Origin of the sequence: Methylobacterium sp. E-041 (assembly GCF_022829665.1) — a bacterium.
GTDB lineage: Bacteria > Pseudomonadota > Alphaproteobacteria > Rhizobiales > Beijerinckiaceae > Methylobacterium.
Window position 1 is genome coordinate 120,169 of record NZ_JAKSYQ010000181.1, and the last position, 18,284, is coordinate 138,452.

Here is an 18,284-nt window from a genome sequence, read left to right on the forward strand (position 1 = left end):
GGAAAGCGAGTCGATGGCTGAACAAATGCTCGGGCGAGGCGTCCCGCTCTACCGGCGCCGGATCGGGCGCCTCGCGCTCGATACGGCGGCCAGCGCCGGGCTGTCGCTCGTGCTGGCGGCCTCGCTCGTCGTGTCGGCAACGGCGCAGGACGCCGGTTCCGCCGACAAGGCCGCGCCGATCAAGCTCCAGCTCAACCGGCTCGAGCCCGCCGACGATTCGTGCCGCGCGACCATCATCGTCGACAACAGCCGTGGGACGGCCCTGAAATCCTACAAGCTCGACCTGTTCGCCTTCGACACCGACGGGATCGCGCAGAAGCGGGTCGCCGCCGAGCTCGGCCCGATCCCTGCCCGCAAGACCACCGTCAAGATCTTCAACTTCCCCGGGATCGCGTGCCCAAAGCTGAGCCGCGTGCTGCTCAGCGACGTGCTCGCCTGCGAGGGCGGGGACGCCACCCGCGAATCCTGCCTGGAGCGCACCGAGACCGAGACCAAGGCGAACGTCCCGTTCGATCGCTGAGCCGACCTCGCCGGCGGGCACGCCGGCGAGACCTCGTGAGAACCGACCCGCCCGACGGCCTCGCGCCGCCGGGCGGCCCGCGGCCGTTGCCGCATCCGAATGACACCCGAGGGAACCCGCAATGGATCCGACTTCCGCCCCGATCGATGCCGGTCACGACTTCTCGTTCGTGGGCCTGTTCCTGCAGGCCGACCCGATCGTGAAGGGGGTGATGATCCTGCTGGTGGTCGCCTCCCTCGCCTGCTGGACCGTGGTGTTCGAGAAGATCGTCCGGCTCGCAGCCGCCCGGCGGCAGGCCAAGGCGTTCGATGCGCTGGTGCGCTCGGGCGGCAACCTCGAGACCGGGATGAAGGGCATCGCCGGCCACGTGGTGAAGGCGGCCCTCGACGCGTGGCGCGACCAGGACGCCTCGGAGACCCGCGCCGAGCGGCGCGACCGCATCGAGCGGGCCATGCGCGCCGCGCTGACGCTGGAGGTCAAGCGCTTGCAGAACGGCCTCGCGCTCCTGGCGACCTCCGGCTCGACGGCGCCGTTCGTCGGCCTGTTCGGCACGGTCTGGGGCATCATGAACTCGTTCTCGTCGATCGCCCGCAGCCAGGACACCTCGCTCGCCGTGGTGGCGCCGGGCATCGCCGAGGCGCTGTTCGCCACCGCGATCGGCCTCGTCGTCGCGATCCCGGCGGTGATGGCCTACAACAAGCTCGCCAACGACGTCGGGCGGATCCAGAGCACCTTCGTCTCCGGCATCGGCGTGCTCGGCAACCGCCTCGCCCGCGACCGCGGCGTCCAGCACCGCGCCGCCGCCGAGTAGCGCCCCCCGGCGATCTCACGATGCGCGAGCCCGACCCCGCGAAGGGCGGCCGGGCCTTCCATTCCCGCAGCGGCCGCCCTCGAGGGCCGGGCCGCCGATCCCGGAGGACGCCGCATGGCGATGGGTTCGATCCGCGCGAGCGGTTCCGACGACGACGATCTCGACACCGCACCGATGTCGGAGATTAACGTGACGCCGATGGTCGACGTCATGCTGGTGCTGCTGATCATCTTCATGGTCGCGGCGCCGCTGATGACGACGGGCGTGCCGGTGCAGCTGCCGAAGACCTCGGCCGCCAAGGTCGCGCAGTCGCAGAAGCCGGTCGAGGTGACGATCGACAAGGACGGCAAGCCGTCGATCGCCAAGGAGATCTTCACGAACGAGACGCTGATGCCGCGCCTCCGCGCCATGGCGGCCGAGAACAAGGACCAGGTGATGCTGGTCCGCGGCGACAAGGACGTGCCCTACGGCAAGATCATGGAAGTGATGGGCCTCGTCGGGCAGGCGGGCTTCACCAAGGTCTCGCTGATCGCCCAGTCGCCCGGCGGTGCCGCGCCCGGCGCGTCTCCGGCGGCGCCCTCAGGTGGGGCGGCCAACGGGGCGGCTCGGTAAGCCATGTCCGTCATCGCCGACACCGGGGCTCCCGAATCCCGCACGTCCGGGCTCGTGCCCGCCTTCCTCGTCGCGCTCGTGCTGCATCTCGGCGCGCTGGCCAGCCTCGCCCTGTTCAAGCTGACCCCGCCGGCTCCCCCCGGCGAGCAGCAAATCTCGATCGACCTTGCCCCGCTGATGACCGACGCGGATACGCAGGCGCCGAGCGAGACCCAGGCGAGCGAAGCCGCTCCGCCGGAAACCAAGCCGGTCGAGGACCCGGCCGAGGCGGAGCCGACCAAGCCGCCGCCGGAGGTGGCCGAGGTGAAGCCCGACGAGGCCGTCGTCGCGCCGCCGCCGCCCGCGTCCGTCGCGGAGGTCCCGCCCGACGCCGTCGCGGTCGAGCCCGAGAGCCAGATCATCACCTCCCAGGCCGAGCAGGCCGAGCCGCTGGCGCCCCCGCCGCCGGTGGTCGCGCAGGCGCCGGAGCCCGAGAAGCCGGCCGAGCCGCAAAAGCCGAAGGTCGACCTCGCCAAGCTCAAGGCCGAGCGCGAGGCGAAGCTCCGGGCGCAGAAGCGCCGGGAAGAGCTCGAGGAGGCCCGCCGCGAGGCCATCGAGGAGCGCAAGGAGGCGGTCCGCGAGGCGAAGGCCAAGGCCGCCCGCGAGGCCAAGGCGAAGCAGGCCCAGGCCCGCGCGGGCGCCGAGAGCCGGAGTTCCGCATCGTCCTCACGCGAGAACGCGTCGGGCCGGGCCTCGGCCGGGAGCGATCCGAGCGCCATGCGGCAATGGACCGGGGCGATCAGCTCGGCGATCCATGGCCGGATGAACCCGGGTGCCGCGAGCGGCACGGCCGGCGGCACGGCGATGGTGCGCTTCACCGTGCTGCGGTCCGGCCAGGTGACGAGCGCCGGCCTCGCGCGCAGCAGCGGCGTCAGCCAGATCGACAGCGCGGCGCTCGGCGCCGTGCGCGGGAGCCTGCCGGCGGCGCCCGCCGGCGTGACCCAGTCGAGCCTGTCGGTGACGATCCCGCTCAATTATCGCGTGCGCTGAACCGACGTCCGAGCCGCCGGCGTAAGGTGCCGCCGGCGGTCATACGTTCGTTCGTCGAAGGTTAGGCTACGGCTGCACGGGAAAAGTCGCCGTGACTTGCCTTCGACCAGGCCGCGGCATTCGCCATCGGGGCCTCCGGCGTGCTACACAATCACTCGTTCCGCACGCCGCGACGGGTTCGCGGTGGATCGGCGGAGACGATGCGAACCGGCCGCCCACCTGTCCTCGGGTTGCGCCGAGCCTGCCCATCCCGACGCAACGGCGCGCTCCTGCGGAGCGTGGAGCGCCCTTGTCGTGACGGGACCCGGACGGGACGAAAGGAATATGATGAGCGACGAGATCGATACGGGCGCGGACGCCGAGGACGAAGTCCGGACGCCGGAAGAGGAAGCCAAGCACAAGGCCGAGGAGCGGGCCGAGCGCGCGGAACGGGCCGAGCGCATGCAGCGCGAGGGCGCCCAGGCCATGGCGGAGCACATCGCCTCGATCAAGGCCGTCGACGAGCGCACGGTCCGCCTGCGGGCGCTGCGGCTCGCCAAGGAGGCCGCCGACGCGCAGGCCAAGGCCGCCGAGGTGAAGCCGCTGACGAAGGCGGCCGCCGCGAAGGCCAAGGCGGCGGAGAAGGCTGCAGACAAGGCGGCCGACAAGGCCGTCGCCGAGAAGGCGGCCGCGAAGAAGAGTGCGGCCAAAGCCGCCAAGAAGGCCTGAGGCGCGACCATGGCCTTCGACCGCACGCGCCGCATCACCGATCCGCGTCAGGCGGCCGAGGCCGCCTTCAAGGCGGCCACCACCGCCAAGCCCGCCCCGGCGGCCGCACCGCCGGCCCCGCGCCAGCCGCAGGCCGCCCCGGGCGCGCGGGAATCGGTGACGCTCCGCCTCGACAGCGCCGTGCTCGCGCATTTCCAGAAGGACGGCCCGGGCTGGCAGGACCGCCTCAACGACGCGCTCAAGGCGCTCGTCGCCGGCTGACGCGCCACGCCGTCAGGTCGAGCCGCGCCGGATGCGGTTCACCGCACGGTCGAGGGCGCCGAGGAACTCGGACCGGTCGCGCGCCGAGAACGGGCGCGGCCCGCCGGTGATCGCGCCGGCCTCGCGCAGGTCCTGCATCAGGTTGCGCGTCGCCAGCGCCATGCCGATCGACGCGTCCGAGAACGGCTTGCCGTTCGGCCCGATCACCGTCGCGCCCGCCTTCACGCAGCGGCTGGCCAGCGGCACGTCGGCCGTGACGACGATGCTGCCCGGCCCGGCGCGTTCGGCGATCCAGTCGTCGGCGGCATCCATCGCGTCGCCGACCACCACGCGCTCGATCCAGGGCTCGCGCGGCACGTTCAGGAAGCTGTTGGCGACGACGTAGACGTGCAGCCCGTAGCGGGCGGCGACGCGATAGGTCTCGTCCTTCACTGGGCAGGCGTCGGCGTCGACGTAGATCGCCGTCGAGCCGGTCATGACGGCCGCCTCGCGGCGGCGCGCCGCTCCGCCGTCGCTCTCGGCCGACGGGCCTTCGGCACCAGGCGCGCCGAGAATCCCGCGACCATCAGGAGCACGCCAAGGGCGAACTGCGCCTTCGAGATCTCGCCGCCGATCGACAGCACGATCGCCCGGCCGACCACGACGATGCCGGCGAGCGGCAGGCCGTAGCGCAGCAGCATGCGCAGGGCGGTGAGCCAGCGTCCGCTCATCGCGCGACCCGAAGCGCCGGCCGCTCTGCCTCGATCGGCTGGGGCACCTCGGGGGCCGGCCGCTCCAAGGTCGCCACCGAGAGCGGCTGGCCGCGCCCGCGCAGGGCGTGGGCTCCGAGGGACCGCGCCGCGATCCCGGGCGGCAACCCGCCGAGGCGGGTGAGCAGGTCCTGCGAGATGAGGATGTTCACGCCGAGCGGCCGGCACAGCGCCTCGATCCGCGAGGTGACGTTCACCGCGTCTCCGAAATAGGCGATCTTGTGCCGGTCGACGCCGACTTCCGCCGTGACCACCGATCCGCCGTGCAGGGCCGCGCGCAGCCGCGGCACCGTGCCGAAGCGCGCGGTCCACGCCGGCGCATCCGCCTCGATCCGGTCGAGCACGTCGAACACGCAGGCGACGCAGCGCGCATCCTTGAGGCCGCGCGCCATCGGCCAGGTGATCATGGCGAGGTCGCCGATGTAATCGTCGGTGGAGCCGGCGTTGCGCCGCACCGGCTCGGCCAGCGTCGCGAAGATCGCGCCGAGATATTCCTGCGCCCGGAGGTCGCCGTGGGTCTCGGCGAAGGCGGTGGAGCCGACCACGTCGAGGAACAGGAAGATGCGCTCCTCCCGCACCGGCTTGTGGTAGCGTCCGACGAGGAAGTTCACGAACACCTCGCCGCCGATCAGGTCGCGCATCCGCACGACGAAGACCAGCAGCGCCGAGACCGCGAGCGAGTAGGCCAGCACCCGCGGCGTGATCCGAACCGCCGCCGACAGGCTGTCGGCGGTGAGCCCGAGCGACCAGACCACGAGGCCGCCGAGCGCGCAGCCGAGCGCGATCATCAGCACGTAGAGCAGCTCGGCCGAGGGCACGTACAGCATCGCCGGGAGGCGGCGCAGGCGCGTCTGAAGCCCGGAGAGAATCAGCCCGCGATCGAACGACAGCACCGTCACGCCGACGGCGAGACCGTAGATCAGGCCGGCGGCAAGCGAGGTGCCGCCGACGAACAGGAGGTTGTAGAGAAGACCGGCCCCGCCCGATGCGACGACGATCAGGGCCCAGAACCAGCGATGCTGCGGCAGCATTCAGCGATCCGCCTGGGCGGGGAGCGGGACGGGAGGCGGACAGGCAGCGTGCACGAAACCGATCCTGAAGCGTTCTCGAACCGGAGAAGGACGTAGCCCGCGGGACGGCGCCCCGTTTCGGAAACGGGACATCGTCCAAAGTCTAGGTCCGGACCCCGTGCCGAGCCATTGCTCAACGTCCCATGATGGCGCGATTAAGGCGCGGGCGCCATCCGTTCGCCGATCGGGCGGCCGCGCCGCAGACATCGGACCTTCGGGGCGCGCCGCGCGCCCCAGCGAGACAGGATCCACGCGATGCACGCCAGACCCTTCGGCTCGACCGGCCTCAACGTGGCGGTGATCGGGCAGGGCACGTGGCACATCGATGCCACGGCCCGCGACGGCGCGGTCGCCGCCCTGCGGGCGGGCATCGATGCCGGCATGACCCACATCGACACGGCCGAGATGTACGGCGACGGCGAGGCCATCGTCGGCGAGGCGATCCGCGGCGTGCGCGAGGAGGTCTTCCTCGTCTCCAAGGTGGTTCCGGGCAACGCGACGCGGCGCGGGGTGGCGCGGGCCTGCGAGCAGTCGCTGCGGCGGCTCGGGACAGACCGGCTCGACGCCTACCTGCTGCACTGGCCCGGCAGCCATCCGCTGGAGGAGACCATCGCCGGGTTCGAGGACCTGCGGCAGGCGGGCAAGATCCTGGCCTGGGGCCTGAGCAACTTCGACGTCGACGACCTCGACCGGGCGCTGCGCATCGCCGGCCCTTACCGCATTGCCTGCAACCAAGTGCTGTACCATCTCGGCGAGCGGGCGATCGAGCACGCGGTGCTGCCGTGGTGCGCCGCGAACGGGGTCGCGCTCGTCGGCTACTCGCCCTTCGGCAGCGGCGACTTCCCGAACCCGTCGAGCGCCGGCGGCCGCGTGCTCGCCGGCATCGCCGCGGCGCACGGGACGACGCCCTACGCCGTGGCCTTGGCGTTCCTGACGCGAATCGAGAACACCTTCACCATCCCGAAGACCGGCCGCGCATCGCGGGCGATCGAGAATGCGGGCGCGGCGAAGCTTTATCTCAACGCGGCCGAGATCGCGATGATCGAGGCGCAGTTTCTGCGCGGGCCGCGGCCGCGAACCCTGCCGATGCTGTGAATCGCGTGCGGTCGGCGCCGCCCTGTCGCGATACCGTCAGCGATCCCGGGCTATCGGTCGTCCTGGGCACGGGCGGGGAGCTTTCGGAGACGATGATGGCGAAGCGGTCGATCGCGCGGCGATGCCTGGCCGCCATGCTGGTCGGTGGTGCGGCCGTCGCCGCCGGCGGCGTCGCGGCCGCGCCGCTGGCCGGACCCTACGGCGAGACGCTGACGATCGACGACAAGGGCATCACGCTGCGCTTCCCGGACGACGCGGCCCAGCTTCGGATCGGCGGCAAGCTGCAGCTCGATTTCGGGGCGGCCGGCATCCGCCAGCCGGGGTTTGCCGAGCCGTTCTCCGACAACGTCGGCGTCCGGCGCTCGTGGATCGAGACCTACCTGACGCTCGGCAAATCCATCGAGATCGCGTTCCAGTACGATTTCGCCGACCCGATGCGGCCGATCAACGATGCGGCGATCGCCTGGAAAGGCATCCCGAACATGATCCTCACGGTCGGCAACATGAAGGAGCCGTTCAGCCTCGATCAGCTGATCAGCGACAACAACACCGTCTTCACCGAACGCTCGCTCGCCGACGCGTTCGCGCCGGCCCGCAATTTCGGCTTCGCGATCGGCCGGAGCGGGGCGGACTGGAGCGTCGTCACCAGCGTCTTCGGCGGCAACGCCAACACCGGCATCCGCAGCGAGGGCGTGGCCTCGACCACCCGCGCCACCTTCGCGCCCATCCACACCGACGACGCGGTGCTGCATCTCGGCATCGCCGGGAGCTATCGCAGCCTGCCGCGGGACGAGACGCCGCTCGCCCTGTCGAGCCGCTCCGAGGCCTTCCTGTTCGCCCGCCCGTTCGTGAACACCGGCGACATCCGCGATGCGGCGAGCATCGGCCGGATCGGGCTGGAGGCGGCCTACCGCACCGGACCGCTGCTGATCCAGGCCGAGTACATCCGCACCGAGGTGTCGCGCTTCGACGGGGCGCGATCGGTCGCGTTCCAGGGCGGCTACGTCGAGGCGAGCTACGTACTCAACGGCGCCGGCCGCGCCTACGCGGTGACGCCGAAATACGGCACGACCTACGCGATCTTCGAGGGCGTCAAGGTCGGCGAGGACGCGCGGGTGAGCCGCGGCGGGATCGGCGTGTTCGAAGTGGCCGCCCGCGTCAGCGCGATCGACCTCGACGACGGCACGGTCCGCGGCGGGATCGAGCGCGACGTCAGCGTCGGGGTGAACTGGTACCCGGACCGCAACGTGCGGATCATGGCCGACTACGTCCGCTCGCGGACCGCGCCGTCGGCGCTCCAGGCCGGCCGCGCCGTCGATGCCGACGTCTTCATCGGGCGGTTCCAGCTGTACTGGTGACACCGACGCCGCGCGGCCGGTGCGCGCGCTCAGCCGGCGAAGAACGCGCCGATGCTGTCGACCATGTAGGCGATCGCGTCCGGCGAGATCCCGGGATAGACGCCGATCCAGAAGGTGTCGTTCATCACCCGATCGCTCGCCGAGAGGTCTCCGACCGTCCTGAAGCGCCGCTCCAGCATGTAGGGCTGGCGAGTGAGGTTGCCGCCGAACAGCAGCCGCGTGCCGATCCGGTGACGGTTGAGGTGCTTCAAGAGGTCGTTGCGCCGGCCGCTCTCGCGCAGCGTCAGGGGGAAGCCGAACCAGGACGGCTCGCTCAGCGGCGTCGCCTCGGGGAGGATCAATCGGTCCTCGAACCGGCGCAGGCCGTCCCTCAGCAGCGCGTAGTTGCGCTTGCGCAGCGCGATGAAGCCGTCGAGCCGGTCGAGCTGGGCGACCCCGACCGCGGCCTGCATGTCGGTGATCTTCAGATTGTAGCCGAGATGCGAGTACGTGTATTTGTGATCGTAGCCGTGCGGCAGGTCGCCGAGCTTCCAGTCGAAGCGCTTCTTGCAGGTGTCGTCCTGGCCCGGCGCGCAGTAGCAATCCCGGCCCCAGTCGCGCAGGGATTCGAGCGCACGCTTGAGCCGGCTCGACCCGGCGAAGACCGCCCCGCCCTCCCCCATGGTGATGTGGTGGGCCGGATAGAAGCTGAGCGTGCCGACATCGCCGAAGGTGCCGACCATGCGGCCGTCGTAGGTGGCCCCGAGCGCGTCGCAGCAATCCTCGACGAGGAACAGGTCGTGCGTCTTGGCGAAGGCCGTGACGGCGCCGAGGTCGAACGGGTTGCCGAGCGTATGGGCGACGACGATCGCCCGCGTCCGCGGCGAGAGCGCAGCCTCGAGCGCGCGGACATCGAGATTGTAGGTCGGGATCTCGACGTCGAGGAAGACCGGGACGAGGCCGTTCTGCAGGATCGGGTTGACGGTGGTCGGAAAGCCGGTGGCGCAGGTGATCACCTCGTCGCCGGGCACGAGCCGCCGGTCGCCGAGCAGATGCGAGGTCAGCGCGGTCACCGCGAGGAGGTTGGCCGAGGACCCGGAATTGCAGGTCAGGCAGTAGCGGGCGCCGATGAAGCGCGCGAGGCGCCCCTCGAACGCCGCGTTGAAGCGGCCGGTGGTCAGCCAGAATTCGAGCGCGGAATCGACGAGCAGCCGCATCTCCGGGGCGCCGTAGACGCGGCCCGAGACCGGAACCGGCGATGCGCCGGCCTCGAACGGGCGCGGTGCATGGGCCTTCGACGCGTAGAGATCGACGAGGCGCAGGATCTCGTCGCGGATCCGGTCCGCGCTGGCCGTGGCGTCGAAAGTGGGCGCTTCCGTCCCGTCACCGTCCGCCATGCACCGACATTCCCCATTCCTGTCGCACGGGCGGCTGTTCGAGGCCCCTGCATCGCGCGAGAGCCGCGCGCGAGCTATCGTCCGGTATGGTTAACGGAATGGAAACGCCCTGACACTACGGGGTACCGTCGAACCGGTGCGGGCAGGGTGGGAGCACGGCACTCATGAAGGTCGTCATTTTGGCCGGCGGCCGCGGCACACGGCTCGGCGAGGAGACCATGATCCGGCCCAAGCCAATGGTCGAGCTCGGCAACAAGCCGATCCTTTGGCACATCATGAAGTACTACTCGTCCTTCGGGCTGACAGAATTCGTGATCTGCCTCGGGTATAAGGGGTACATGATCAAGGAGTTCTTCTCGAACTATTTCCTGCACACGTCCGACGTGACGATCAACCTGAAGAACAATTCGACCGTGATCCACAACAGCGTCGCCGAGCCCTGGCAAATCACGCTGGTCGAGACCGGCGAATCGACGATGACCGGCGGCCGCCTGCGCCGCGTGCGCAACTACGTCGGCGACCAGGACTTCTGCATGACCTACGGCGACGGGCTGTCGGATGTCGATCTCGACGCGCTGCTCGCCTTCCATCGCGCGCACGGGAAGCGCGCGACGGTGACGGCCGTGTCGCCGGCGGCACGCTTCGGGGCCATGGCGCTCGACGGCGAGCGCGTGGCGGTCTTCCAGGAGAAGCCGGCCGAGACGAACGACTTCATCAACGGCGGCTTCTTCGTGCTGTCGCCGCAGGTGCTCGACCTCGTCGAGGGCGACGACGTGATGTGGGAGCAGGAACCGATGGAGGCGCTTGCGGCGCAGGGCGAGCTCGCCGCGTTCCGGCACCACGGCTTCTGGCATCCGATGGACATGCTGCGCGACAAGATCCATCTCGACGGGCTCTGGGCCGACGGCACCGCGCCGTGGAAGCGGTGGTGATCGCCGGCGCCCTGCCGAGCCCCGCCTTCTGGCGCGGGCGCCGCGTGCTGCTGACCGGCCATACCGGCTTCAAGGGCGCGTGGCTCGCGCACTGGCTCGGCGCTCTCGGCGCCGTCGTGACGGGCTTCTCGCGCGATCGCCTCGAAGGCCGGAGCCTGTTTCGAGACGCCGGGCTCGGCGACGGCCTCCTCGACCGCAGGGGCGACGTGCGCGACCTCGCGGCGGTCCAGGCCGTGATGGCCGAGGCGGAGCCGGAGATCGTCCTCCATCTCGCCGCGCAATCCCTGGTGCGGCGCTCCTACGCGGATCCGGTCGAGACCTATGCGACCAACGTCATGGGCACGGTCCACGTGCTCGAATCGGCCCGCCGACGCGGGAACGGCTGCCTCGTCCTCGTAGTCACCAGCGACAAGTGCTACGAGAACCGCGAATGGCCCTGGGGCTACCGCGAGAACGAGGCGCTCGGCGGCCACGATCCCTACAGCGCGAGCAAGGCCTGCGCCGAGCACGTCGCCTCCGCCTACGCCCGGTCGTACGGACCCGGGGCCGGCCTGCGCACGCTGACCGCGCGCGCCGGCAACGTCTTCGGCGGCGGCGACTGGGCGCCGGACCGGTTGATCCCGGATCTGGTGCGGGGCTTCCGCGATGCGCGGTCTGTGGCGATCCGGAACCCGGATGCGGTCCGTCCGTGGCAACACGTGCTGGAACCGCTCTGCGGCTACCTGGTGCTGTGCGAGCGCGCCCACGACGCGCCGGACCTGCTCGGCCAGGGCTGGAACTTCGGCCCGACGGCGGGAGGCGAGGTGTCGGTCCGCCACGTCGCCGATGCGGTCGCCAGGCTGTGGGCGGCCGACGCGCGCTGGCACGAAGCCGGTGTGCCGGGGCAGCTCCACGAAGCCGGCTTGCTGCGCCTGGATTCGACGCGGGCCCATCGCATCCTCGGCTGGCATCCGCGCTGGAGCCTGGAGCAGGGCCTGGCGGCGAGCGTCGCACTGTATCGCTCGGACCTGACCGGCGCGCCGCTGCGCCGGCTCCTGTCGAGCCAGATCGCGCGCTACACGGGGATGCCGGCATCAAGATCGCGAAAAGCTGCGTCTGCTGCGATGGGACGGCGCTGCGCCGCGTCCCGGCGGTGCTAATGCCGTTCCTCGCCCATCGGATCTTCGGCTGGGACAGCGTCGAGATCACGCCGGACTGGGCGATGCGCGACCTGACGCTCGGCCGCGCCTACAGCGTCTGCAACACGCTGGCTTGCGAGGGCTGCGGCCTGCTCTTCCTCGACATGCGCTTCGACGACGCGGAGATGGCCGCGCTCTACGCCGCTTATCGCGGCCCCGCCTATCGTGCCCAGCGCGAGCGCTACGAGCCGGGATACGGCGCCCGCAACGACATCCTGCTCGGCGGCAGCGCCTACATCCCGGCGATCGAGGCGATCCTCGCCGATCACGTCGCGGCGGCGCCGCGCGTGTTGGATTGGGGCGGCGATACCGGTGTGAACACGCCGTTCAAGGACCGAGCCTCGCTCCACCACGTCTACGACATCTCCGACAAACCGGTCGTTTCCGGCGCCAAGCGGGTGACCCTCGATCAGGCTCGGACCGGACCCTACGACCTCGTCGTCTCGAGCAACGTGCTCGAACACGTGCCCTTTCCGCGCGAGCAGCTTCGCGAGATCGCGGCCTCGATGAATCCGAAGACGATCTTGTACCTCGAGGTCCCGCACGAGGACATCGTCCGCCTCGTTCCCGCCTCCGGGGATCGGGCGGCGGCGAAGCGGCACTGGCACGAGCACGTCAACTTCTTCACGGAGGAAGCGATCGACGCGATGATGGAGCAGGCCGGCCTCGAGACGCTGACGCGGATCTCCCATCCGGTCTCGGCCGGCGGCAAGGGCAGCCATGTCTTCTCGATCGTCGCCCGCTCGCGTCGCCCGCTTGAGACACCCACCCGACCACCCCTATGATCGCCGGGAAGATTCGCGGTGATCGCCAGACCCGCGCCGGACGACGCCCCGGAGGCGAGCACCGGCGCGTCCGCGGCGTCCGCTCGAGCGTCGCGGACGTGCCGGCGCAGCGAACGACACACCGAAGCGCCCTGCTGAACGAGACCAACCCCATGTCACTGTCGCGGACGTCGCCTGTCGCCTCTCTGATCCCGGAGCGCCTGTTCATCTTCGAGCTCGCCAACAACCACATGGGCGACGTCGAGCATGGGCTCCGCATCATCGACGAATTCGCAGCCCTGGCCCGCGGCTACGATTTCGCCTTCGCGATCAAGCTCCAGTTCCGCGAGCTCGACACCTTCATCCACCCGGATTTTCAGGGTCGGACCGACATCAAGTACATCAAGCGGTTCTCCGAAACCCGCCTGGACCGCGCGCAGACGCGCCGCCTGGTCGCGCGGATCAAGGAGCACGGGCTGATCGCCATGTGCACGCCCTTCGACGAGGCCTCCGTCGATCGCATCGTCGCGGACGGCTTCGACATCCTGAAGATCGCGAGCTGCTCGTTCACCGACTGGCCGCTGATCGAGGCGATCGGGCGGACCGATCTGCCCGTCGTCGGCTCGACCGCCGGGATCGAGCTGCTCGACATCGACAACATCGTGTCCTTCATGCGCCACCGCGAGCGCGATTTCGCGCTGATGACCTGCGTCGCGCAGTATCCGACGCCCGCAAGCGACCTGCAGCTCAACCAGATCGATCTCCTGCGCGCGCGCTATCCCCACCTGCGCATCGGATACTCGACGCACGAGGACCCGAACGAGACGCTGCCCGTCGCGATGGCGATCGCGAAGGGCGCTACGCTGTTCGAGAAGCATGTCGGCGTCCCGACCGAAACCTACGCGCTCAACGCCTACTCCGCATCGCCCGCCCAGGCGCGGGCCTGGCTGGATTCGGCCCGGAAGGCCTATGCCTGCGCCGGGGTGACGGGAGAGCGGGTCGAGCCGTCGCGGGAGGAACGCGACGCCCTGCGCGACCTGCGCCGGGGCGTGTTCGCGAAGCGGCCGATCGCCAAGGGACAGCGGCTCAAGGCCGAGGACGTGTTCTTCGCGATCCCCGCGCAGCCGGGCCAGGTCACCGCCAACGACTGGTCGAAGTACACGCACTACACCGCGACCGACGACATCCCCGCCGCGGCCCCGGTCACGTCCGCCGCCACGCGGCGGGAGGAGGTCCGGGCACGGATCCTGTCGATCGTCGAGCGTGTGAAGGCCCTGCTCAGCGAGAGCCGCGGGGTGGTGCCGGGCGAGGCCGAGCTCGAGATCTCGCACCATTACGGTCTCGACCAGTTCGATCGGGTCGGCATCACGATGGTGACCGTGGTCAACCGCGGCTATTGCAAGAAGCTCATCGTCGTCCTGCCGGGGCAGTCGCATCCTGAGCAGTACCACGCGCGCAAGGAGGAGACCTTCCACATGCTGGACGGCGATCTCGTCCTGCGGCTCGACGGCGAGGATCAGGTCTGCCGGCCGGGCTCGGTGGTGACGATCACGCCGGGCACGCGGCACGCCTTCGAGAGCCGGACCGGGGCGGTGTTCGAGGAGATCTCCTCCACCCACGCGATCGACGACTCGTTCTACACCGATCCGGCGATCGGGCAGAACCCGGATCGCAAGACCTTCCTGCGCTACTGGCTCGCCTGACCGACGCCCCCGGCCGATCTTCGAGCCTGCCGCACCACCGAGAGACCCACCCGCGATGACCACCCATCTCCGGCGCCTGGCCGATTACGTCGCGGAGTTCGTGGCCGCCCAAGGGGTCGGCTGCGTCTTCCTCGTGCCCGGCGGCGGCGCGATGTACCTCGTCGACGCCGTCGGCGCCTGCCCCACCCTGACCTACGTCCCGAACCATCACGAGCAGGCCTCGGCCATCGCGGCCGAAGCCTATGCGCGGGTGAACGGGCGCCTCGGCTGCGCCCTGGTGACGACGGGCCCGGGGGCGACGAACGCCATCACCGGATGCGCCGGCGCCTGGATCGAGTCCGTGCCGCTGCTGATCATCTCGGGACAGGTGAAGCGCGACGACCTCATCGGCGCGAGCGGCGTCCGGCAGATGGGGCCGCAGGAGGTCGACATCGTCTCGATCGTGCGGCCGATCACCAAATACGCCGCGACGGTGATGGAGCCGGCGGCGATCCGCCGGCATCTCGAGGAGGCGGTGCACCGCGCGACGACGGGGCGGCGCGGGCCGGTCTGGCTCGACATTCCGCTGGACGTGCAGAACGCTACGATCGACGTCGCCGCGCTCGCCGGCTTCGCGCCGCCGTCGCCCGACGCGAGCACCGGCCCGACCGAGGCGCAGCTGGATGCCGTGATGGGCATGGTGGCGCGGGCGGAGCGGCCGATCATCCTGGCGGGGCACGGCATCCGCCTGGCGGAGGCGGCGGGCGCGTTCCGCGAGCTCTACGAGACGTTGCAGATCCCGGTGGTGACGACGTGGAACGCCGCCGACCTGATCCCGGCGGCCCATCCCCTGAGCGTCGGCAAGCCCGGCACGGTGGCGCTGCGCGCGCCGAACTTCGCGGTCCAGAACGCCGACCTCGTGATCGCGATCGGCGCGCGCCTCGACAACGTCGTCACCGCGCACAACCCGGCCAAGTTCGGCCGCCACGCGCAGAAGGTCGTCGTCGACGTCGATGCCGCCGAGCTGGCCAAGTTCTCGGAGAATGCCGGCTTCTCCTTGAGGATCGAGGCCGACGCGCGCGACTTCATCGGACGGCTCCTGCCGCGGACGCGCGAGGCCGCGCCGGTCGACCGGTCCGGCTGGCTCGCGCGCTGCGCCGACTGGAAGCGGCGCTATCCGATCAACGACGGCGCGCCCTTCCCGACAGAAGGGCCGATCGGCCATTTCCACCTGACCCAGATGCTGTCCGAGGAACTGCCGGAGGACGGCCTGATCGTCACCGGAAGCTCCGGCCTGGCGGTCGAGTTCTTCCACACCGGCTTCCAGAACAAGCCGGGCCAGCGGGTGTTCCTGACCTCGGGTCTCGGCGCGATGGGCTACGGCCTGCCGGCGATGATCGGCGCCTACATGGCGTCCGACCGCCGGCCCTTCGTCGGGATCGAGAGCGACGGCTCGCTGATGATGAACGTGCAGGAACTGCAGACGATTGCCAGCTTCGGGATGCCGGTTCGGATGTTCGTGTTCAACAACAACGGCTACGCCTCGATCCGCACGACGCAGCGCAACTACTTCGAGGGCCGCTACGTCGGCAGCGGGCCGCAGGCCAAGCTCGACATCCCCGATCTCGTCGCGCTGGCCAAGACCTTCGGCTGGGACGCGTTCGCGATCTCGGACGTCGCCGACCTGCGCGACGGCATCCGCCGCGCGCTCGATCACCCGGGGCCGCTCCTCGTCGACGTGCGCGTGATCGAGACCGAGGCGCTGTTCCCGAAATCGGCGGCCCTGCCCCAGGCCGACGGATCGATGCGCTCGATGCCGCTGGAGGACATGTCGCCGCTGCTGCCGCGCGACGAGTTCCGCGCCAACATGATCGTTCCGCTCGATCCGGCCTCGGAGACCGTGCCCGAGCACCTGATCGTCCGGCGCGCACCCGCGTGAGCGACGACTTCGGCGGCATCGCCTCGGGCGATCTCGATGCGGTGATCGCCCGCGTGGCCCCGGCGCTCGCCGAACTCGATCGTGCCTCGATCTTCCTCACCGGCGGGACCGGCTTCTTCGGGCGAGGGTTGCTCGCGCTGCTGGCGCGCGCGCGAACCACGTTGCCGATCGATCTCACGGTCACCGTCCTCTCGCGCGATCCCGGCGGGTTCCTTCGCGCCTCGCCCGATCTCGCGCAACTCGACTGCGTCCGGCTGATCGCCGGCGACGTGCAGTCCTTCGCCTTTCCGGCCGGACGTTTCACCCATGTGATCCACGCGGCGACGGACACGAGCGCGGCGGCGGATCGCGATCCGATGACGTTGATCGCGTCGATCACCGAGGGCACGCGGCGCGTCCTCGACTTCGCGACCGCTGCGGAGGTGGGCCGCTTCCTCTACGTCAGCTCCGGCGCAGTCTACGGCCGCCAACCGCCGGACCTCGCGGCGATTCCGGAAAATCATCCCGGCGCCTGCGATCCGCTCGATCCACGCTCGGCCTACGGGCAGGCCAAGCGGCTCGCCGAGCAGATGTGCGCGATCGTCTCCGCCCGGACGGCGACGGCCGCCGTGATCGCGCGGGCCTTCGCCTTCGTCGGGCCGGGATTGCCGCTCGACGGGCATTTCGCCATCGGCAACTTCATCCGCGACGCCCTGGATGGGCGGACGATCGTCGTCTCGGGCGATGGGCAGCCGGTCCGCTCCTACCTCTACGCGGCGGATCTGGCGGGCTGGCTGACGACGCTCCTCGTGCGCGGCATGCCCGGCACGGCCTACAACGTCGGCTCGGACCAGCCGATCAGCATCGCCGACCTGGCGGCCGCGGTCGCCGCGGAGATTCCGTCGAGCCGCGGCGTCGCGATCCAAGGCCTCCCCAGCGCCGGCGCCGACCGCAACCGCTACGTCCCGTCGATCGACAAGGCCCGGTGCGACCTCGGCCTGGACGTCTGGACCCCCCTCGACCAGGCGATCCGCCGGACCGCCGATGCCGCACGCCGAACAGGATAGGCCGTGATGAGCGGAACCGCGTTTGCCAACCTTCGCCGGCGCCTCGCCGTCCCCGAGCAGGATTTCGCGGGTGTCGGGCGGGGCTGTCACATCTACGGCGCCGGCGGCTTCGGCAGGCGGATCGCGCGCGAGCTCGTGCGGCGCGACGTGCCGGTCCTGGGCTTCGTCGACCGGACCGGGCGCGAGCGATCGACCGTCGACGGCCTGCCGTGCCGCCATCCCGACGATCTCGGCGATGCCGAGATCGAAGGATCGGCCTACGTGCATGGATTGATGAATCACTACGTGCCATCGCGCTCCATCGCAGAATGGGCCATTGCGCGCGGTTTCGCCCAAGTCCTCTTCCCGACAGATCTGTATACGATACCCGGATTCTCGCTCGACAACTATTGGCTCGCACCACCCGCTGCGACGCTCGATCGGCTCGACGATATCGAAGCGCTCCACGATCGGCTGGGCGACGCCGAGAGCCAGGCTCTCTTGCTCGCACTGCTCGACTATCGGCTTTCGACCGACCCACGGCGCCATCCCGAACTCTGCGCATCGGACGCATACGTTCCCGCCTTCCTCCCCATCTTCAATCAACCCATCACCTTCGTCGATGGCGGAGCCTATACGGGAGACACGCTGGAGACGCTGCTCGCGCACGACGTCTCCGTATACGACTGGATCGCTTTCGAACCGGACGAGCGGAACATGGCAGCTCTCGTCGAGACCGCCCGAAGGCATCGCACAACGCTCGGCCGCTACACCTTGATCAAGGCGGGGCTTTCCGATGCGAACGAGACCGTTCAATTCACCGACGGCGACGGCGAAGCGTCGCGCGTCTTGGGCTCGCAGGACTTCGTTGCGGCAAGCACCTCTACGACGGACATCCAAGTGGTCAGATTGGACGACGCCGTCAGTTGCACCGGCGACGTCTACGTGAAGCTCGATATCGAGGGGGCGGAACGCGACGCCCTGCAGGGCATGGCAGAGCTTCTGGCGCGGCGGCCGACGATCGCCGTCAGCGTCTACCATCGTCCCTCGGACCTATGGGACATCCCGCGGATCATCGCCAGCCTCTACGATCGCCCGCATTTCCGCCTCAGGCAACATGGCCACCATGGCTTCGACACGGTCGTCTACGTGATGCCGGATGAGCCGAAATAGAC

General features: G+C 70.1%; 19 protein-coding genes. 15 read left to right on the top strand and 4 right to left on the bottom strand.

Features of this window, described 5'->3' with window-relative positions; genetic code table 11:
* The first annotated feature begins 25 nt into the window (after positions 1-25).
* From MKK70_RS17575 to MKK70_RS17600, 6 genes are all read left to right on the top strand, one after another.
* Positions 26-520 (top strand): Tat pathway signal protein, encoded by a 495-nt coding sequence (locus MKK70_RS17575; RefSeq protein WP_409567374.1) that lies wholly within the window; start codon positions 26-28, stop codon positions 518-520.
* 121 nt (positions 521-641) lie between these two features.
* The gene (locus MKK70_RS17580; RefSeq protein ID WP_147729001.1) at positions 642-1,331 is read left to right on the top strand and encodes a MotA/TolQ/ExbB proton channel family protein; all 690 of its coding nucleotides are present in this window, start codon (positions 642-644) and stop codon (positions 1,329-1,331) included.
* Between the two features lie 114 nt (positions 1,332-1,445).
* Positions 1,446-1,943, top strand: coding sequence for a protein TolR (tolR, locus tag MKK70_RS17585; RefSeq protein WP_147842347.1), 498 nt, complete (start codon positions 1,446-1,448; stop codon positions 1,941-1,943).
* 3 nt (positions 1,944-1,946) lie between these two features.
* Positions 1,947-2,972, top strand: coding sequence for a TonB family protein (locus MKK70_RS17590; protein WP_243949166.1), 1,026 nt, complete (start codon positions 1,947-1,949; stop codon positions 2,970-2,972).
* A 324-nt stretch (positions 2,973-3,296) separates the two neighbouring features.
* Positions 3,297-3,680: a hypothetical protein gene (locus MKK70_RS17595; RefSeq protein WP_243949168.1), complete on the top strand. Its 384-nt coding sequence runs from the start codon at positions 3,297-3,299 to the stop codon at positions 3,678-3,680.
* A 9-nt stretch (positions 3,681-3,689) separates the two neighbouring features.
* Positions 3,690-3,941, top strand: a complete 252-nt coding sequence (locus MKK70_RS17600) for a BrnA antitoxin family protein (RefSeq protein ID WP_147842350.1) — start codon at positions 3,690-3,692, stop codon at positions 3,939-3,941.
* 12 nt (positions 3,942-3,953) lie between these two features.
* Here the strand turns inward: MKK70_RS17600 and MKK70_RS17605 are convergent, their stop codons facing one another.
* From MKK70_RS17605 to MKK70_RS17615, 3 genes are read right to left on the bottom strand one after another with little or no spacing between them, the layout of a single operon-like run.
* Complete coding sequence (locus MKK70_RS17605) at positions 3,954-4,418, bottom strand: YaiI/YqxD family protein (protein ID WP_147729255.1); 465 nt, start codon at positions 4,416-4,418, stop codon at positions 3,954-3,956.
* Positions 4,415-4,651, bottom strand: a complete 237-nt coding sequence (locus tag MKK70_RS17610) for a hypothetical protein (protein ID WP_243933859.1) — start codon at positions 4,649-4,651, stop codon at positions 4,415-4,417. The genes MKK70_RS17605 and MKK70_RS17610 overlap by 4 nt, the downstream gene beginning before the upstream one ends.
* The gene (locus MKK70_RS17615) at positions 4,648-5,721 is read right to left on the bottom strand and encodes an adenylate/guanylate cyclase domain-containing protein (protein ID WP_147729257.1); all 1,074 of its coding nucleotides are present in this window, start codon (positions 5,719-5,721) and stop codon (positions 4,648-4,650) included. The genes MKK70_RS17610 and MKK70_RS17615 overlap by 4 nt, the downstream gene beginning before the upstream one ends.
* 294 nt (positions 5,722-6,015) lie before the next feature.
* Between MKK70_RS17615 and MKK70_RS17620 the strand changes: the two genes are divergently transcribed.
* The gene (locus MKK70_RS17620) at positions 6,016-6,855 is read left to right on the top strand and encodes an aldo/keto reductase (protein ID WP_243949169.1); all 840 of its coding nucleotides are present in this window, start codon (positions 6,016-6,018) and stop codon (positions 6,853-6,855) included.
* A 92-nt stretch (positions 6,856-6,947) separates the two neighbouring features.
* A complete protein-coding gene (locus tag MKK70_RS17625) occupies positions 6,948-8,213 on the top strand; it encodes an OprO/OprP family phosphate-selective porin (RefSeq protein WP_243949170.1) in 1,266 nt (421 codons plus the stop codon).
* A 29-nt stretch (positions 8,214-8,242) separates the two neighbouring features.
* On the opposite strand, the gene rfbH is transcribed toward MKK70_RS17625, so the two are convergent.
* Complete coding sequence (gene rfbH / locus MKK70_RS17630) at positions 8,243-9,589, bottom strand: lipopolysaccharide biosynthesis protein RfbH (RefSeq protein ID WP_243949171.1); 1,347 nt, start codon at positions 9,587-9,589, stop codon at positions 8,243-8,245.
* A 164-nt stretch (positions 9,590-9,753) separates the two neighbouring features.
* Between rfbH and rfbF the strand changes: the two genes are divergently transcribed.
* From rfbF to MKK70_RS17665, 7 genes are all read left to right on the top strand, one after another.
* Entirely contained in the window at positions 9,754-10,521 is a 768-nt protein-coding gene (rfbF, locus tag MKK70_RS17635; RefSeq protein WP_243949172.1) for a glucose-1-phosphate cytidylyltransferase, read from the top strand.
* Positions 10,518-11,660 carry a CDP-glucose 4,6-dehydratase gene (gene rfbG, locus MKK70_RS17640; protein ID WP_243949173.1) on the top strand — a complete coding sequence of 381 codons (1,143 nt, stop codon included), beginning with the start codon at positions 10,518-10,520 and terminating at the stop codon, positions 11,658-11,660. Before rfbF ends, rfbG begins: the two co-directional genes overlap by 4 nt.
* Complete coding sequence (locus tag MKK70_RS17645) at positions 11,660-12,484, top strand: class I SAM-dependent methyltransferase (RefSeq protein ID WP_243949175.1); 825 nt, start codon at positions 11,660-11,662, stop codon at positions 12,482-12,484. The genes rfbG and MKK70_RS17645 overlap by 1 nt, the downstream gene beginning before the upstream one ends.
* 152 nt (positions 12,485-12,636) lie before the next feature.
* The gene (locus tag MKK70_RS17650; RefSeq protein ID WP_243949177.1) at positions 12,637-14,166 is read left to right on the top strand and encodes an N-acetylneuraminate synthase family protein; all 1,530 of its coding nucleotides are present in this window, start codon (positions 12,637-12,639) and stop codon (positions 14,164-14,166) included.
* 55 nt (positions 14,167-14,221) lie between these two features.
* Complete coding sequence (locus MKK70_RS17655; protein ID WP_243949179.1) at positions 14,222-16,084, top strand: thiamine pyrophosphate-binding protein; 1,863 nt, start codon at positions 14,222-14,224, stop codon at positions 16,082-16,084.
* Positions 16,081-17,130, top strand: coding sequence for an NAD-dependent epimerase/dehydratase family protein (locus tag MKK70_RS17660; RefSeq protein ID WP_243949181.1), 1,050 nt, complete (start codon positions 16,081-16,083; stop codon positions 17,128-17,130). Before MKK70_RS17655 ends, MKK70_RS17660 begins: the two co-directional genes overlap by 4 nt.
* 6 nt (positions 17,131-17,136) lie before the next feature.
* Positions 17,137-18,282, top strand: a complete 1,146-nt coding sequence (locus MKK70_RS17665) for an FkbM family methyltransferase (RefSeq protein ID WP_243949183.1) — start codon at positions 17,137-17,139, stop codon at positions 18,280-18,282.
* Positions 18,283-18,284: the final 2 nt, after the last annotated feature.

Excerpts from the sequence above, each read along its gene's own strand:
- MKK70_RS17575 (WP_409567374.1), top strand. The coding sequence starts at position 26 with ATGCTCGGGCGAGGCGTCCCGCTCTACCGGCGCCGGATCGGGCGCCTC.
- MKK70_RS17580 (WP_147729001.1), top strand. The coding sequence starts at position 642 with ATGGATCCGACTTCCGCCCCGATCGATGCCGGTCACGACTTCTCGTTC.
- tolR (WP_147842347.1), top strand. The coding sequence starts at position 1,446 with ATGGCGATGGGTTCGATCCGCGCGAGCGGTTCCGACGACGACGATCTC.
- MKK70_RS17590 (WP_243949166.1), top strand. The coding sequence starts at position 1,947 with ATGTCCGTCATCGCCGACACCGGGGCTCCCGAATCCCGCACGTCCGGG.
- MKK70_RS17595 (WP_243949168.1), top strand. The coding sequence starts at position 3,297 with ATGATGAGCGACGAGATCGATACGGGCGCGGACGCCGAGGACGAAGTC.
- MKK70_RS17600 (WP_147842350.1), top strand. The coding sequence starts at position 3,690 with ATGGCCTTCGACCGCACGCGCCGCATCACCGATCCGCGTCAGGCGGCC.
- MKK70_RS17605 (WP_147729255.1), bottom strand. The coding sequence starts at position 4,418 with ATGACCGGCTCGACGGCGATCTACGTCGACGCCGACGCCTGCCCAGTG.
- MKK70_RS17610 (WP_243933859.1), bottom strand. The coding sequence starts at position 4,651 with ATGAGCGGACGCTGGCTCACCGCCCTGCGCATGCTGCTGCGCTACGGC.
- MKK70_RS17615 (WP_147729257.1), bottom strand. The coding sequence starts at position 5,721 with ATGCTGCCGCAGCATCGCTGGTTCTGGGCCCTGATCGTCGTCGCATCG.
- MKK70_RS17620 (WP_243949169.1), top strand. The coding sequence starts at position 6,016 with ATGCACGCCAGACCCTTCGGCTCGACCGGCCTCAACGTGGCGGTGATC.
- MKK70_RS17625 (WP_243949170.1), top strand. The coding sequence starts at position 6,948 with ATGATGGCGAAGCGGTCGATCGCGCGGCGATGCCTGGCCGCCATGCTG.
- rfbH (WP_243949171.1), bottom strand. The coding sequence starts at position 9,589 with ATGGCGGACGGTGACGGGACGGAAGCGCCCACTTTCGACGCCACGGCC.
- rfbF (WP_243949172.1), top strand. The coding sequence starts at position 9,754 with ATGAAGGTCGTCATTTTGGCCGGCGGCCGCGGCACACGGCTCGGCGAG.
- MKK70_RS17645 (WP_243949175.1), top strand. The coding sequence starts at position 11,660 with ATGCCGTTCCTCGCCCATCGGATCTTCGGCTGGGACAGCGTCGAGATC.
- MKK70_RS17650 (WP_243949177.1), top strand. The coding sequence starts at position 12,637 with ATGTCACTGTCGCGGACGTCGCCTGTCGCCTCTCTGATCCCGGAGCGC.
- MKK70_RS17655 (WP_243949179.1), top strand. The coding sequence starts at position 14,222 with ATGACCACCCATCTCCGGCGCCTGGCCGATTACGTCGCGGAGTTCGTG.
- MKK70_RS17665 (WP_243949183.1), top strand. The coding sequence starts at position 17,137 with ATGAGCGGAACCGCGTTTGCCAACCTTCGCCGGCGCCTCGCCGTCCCC.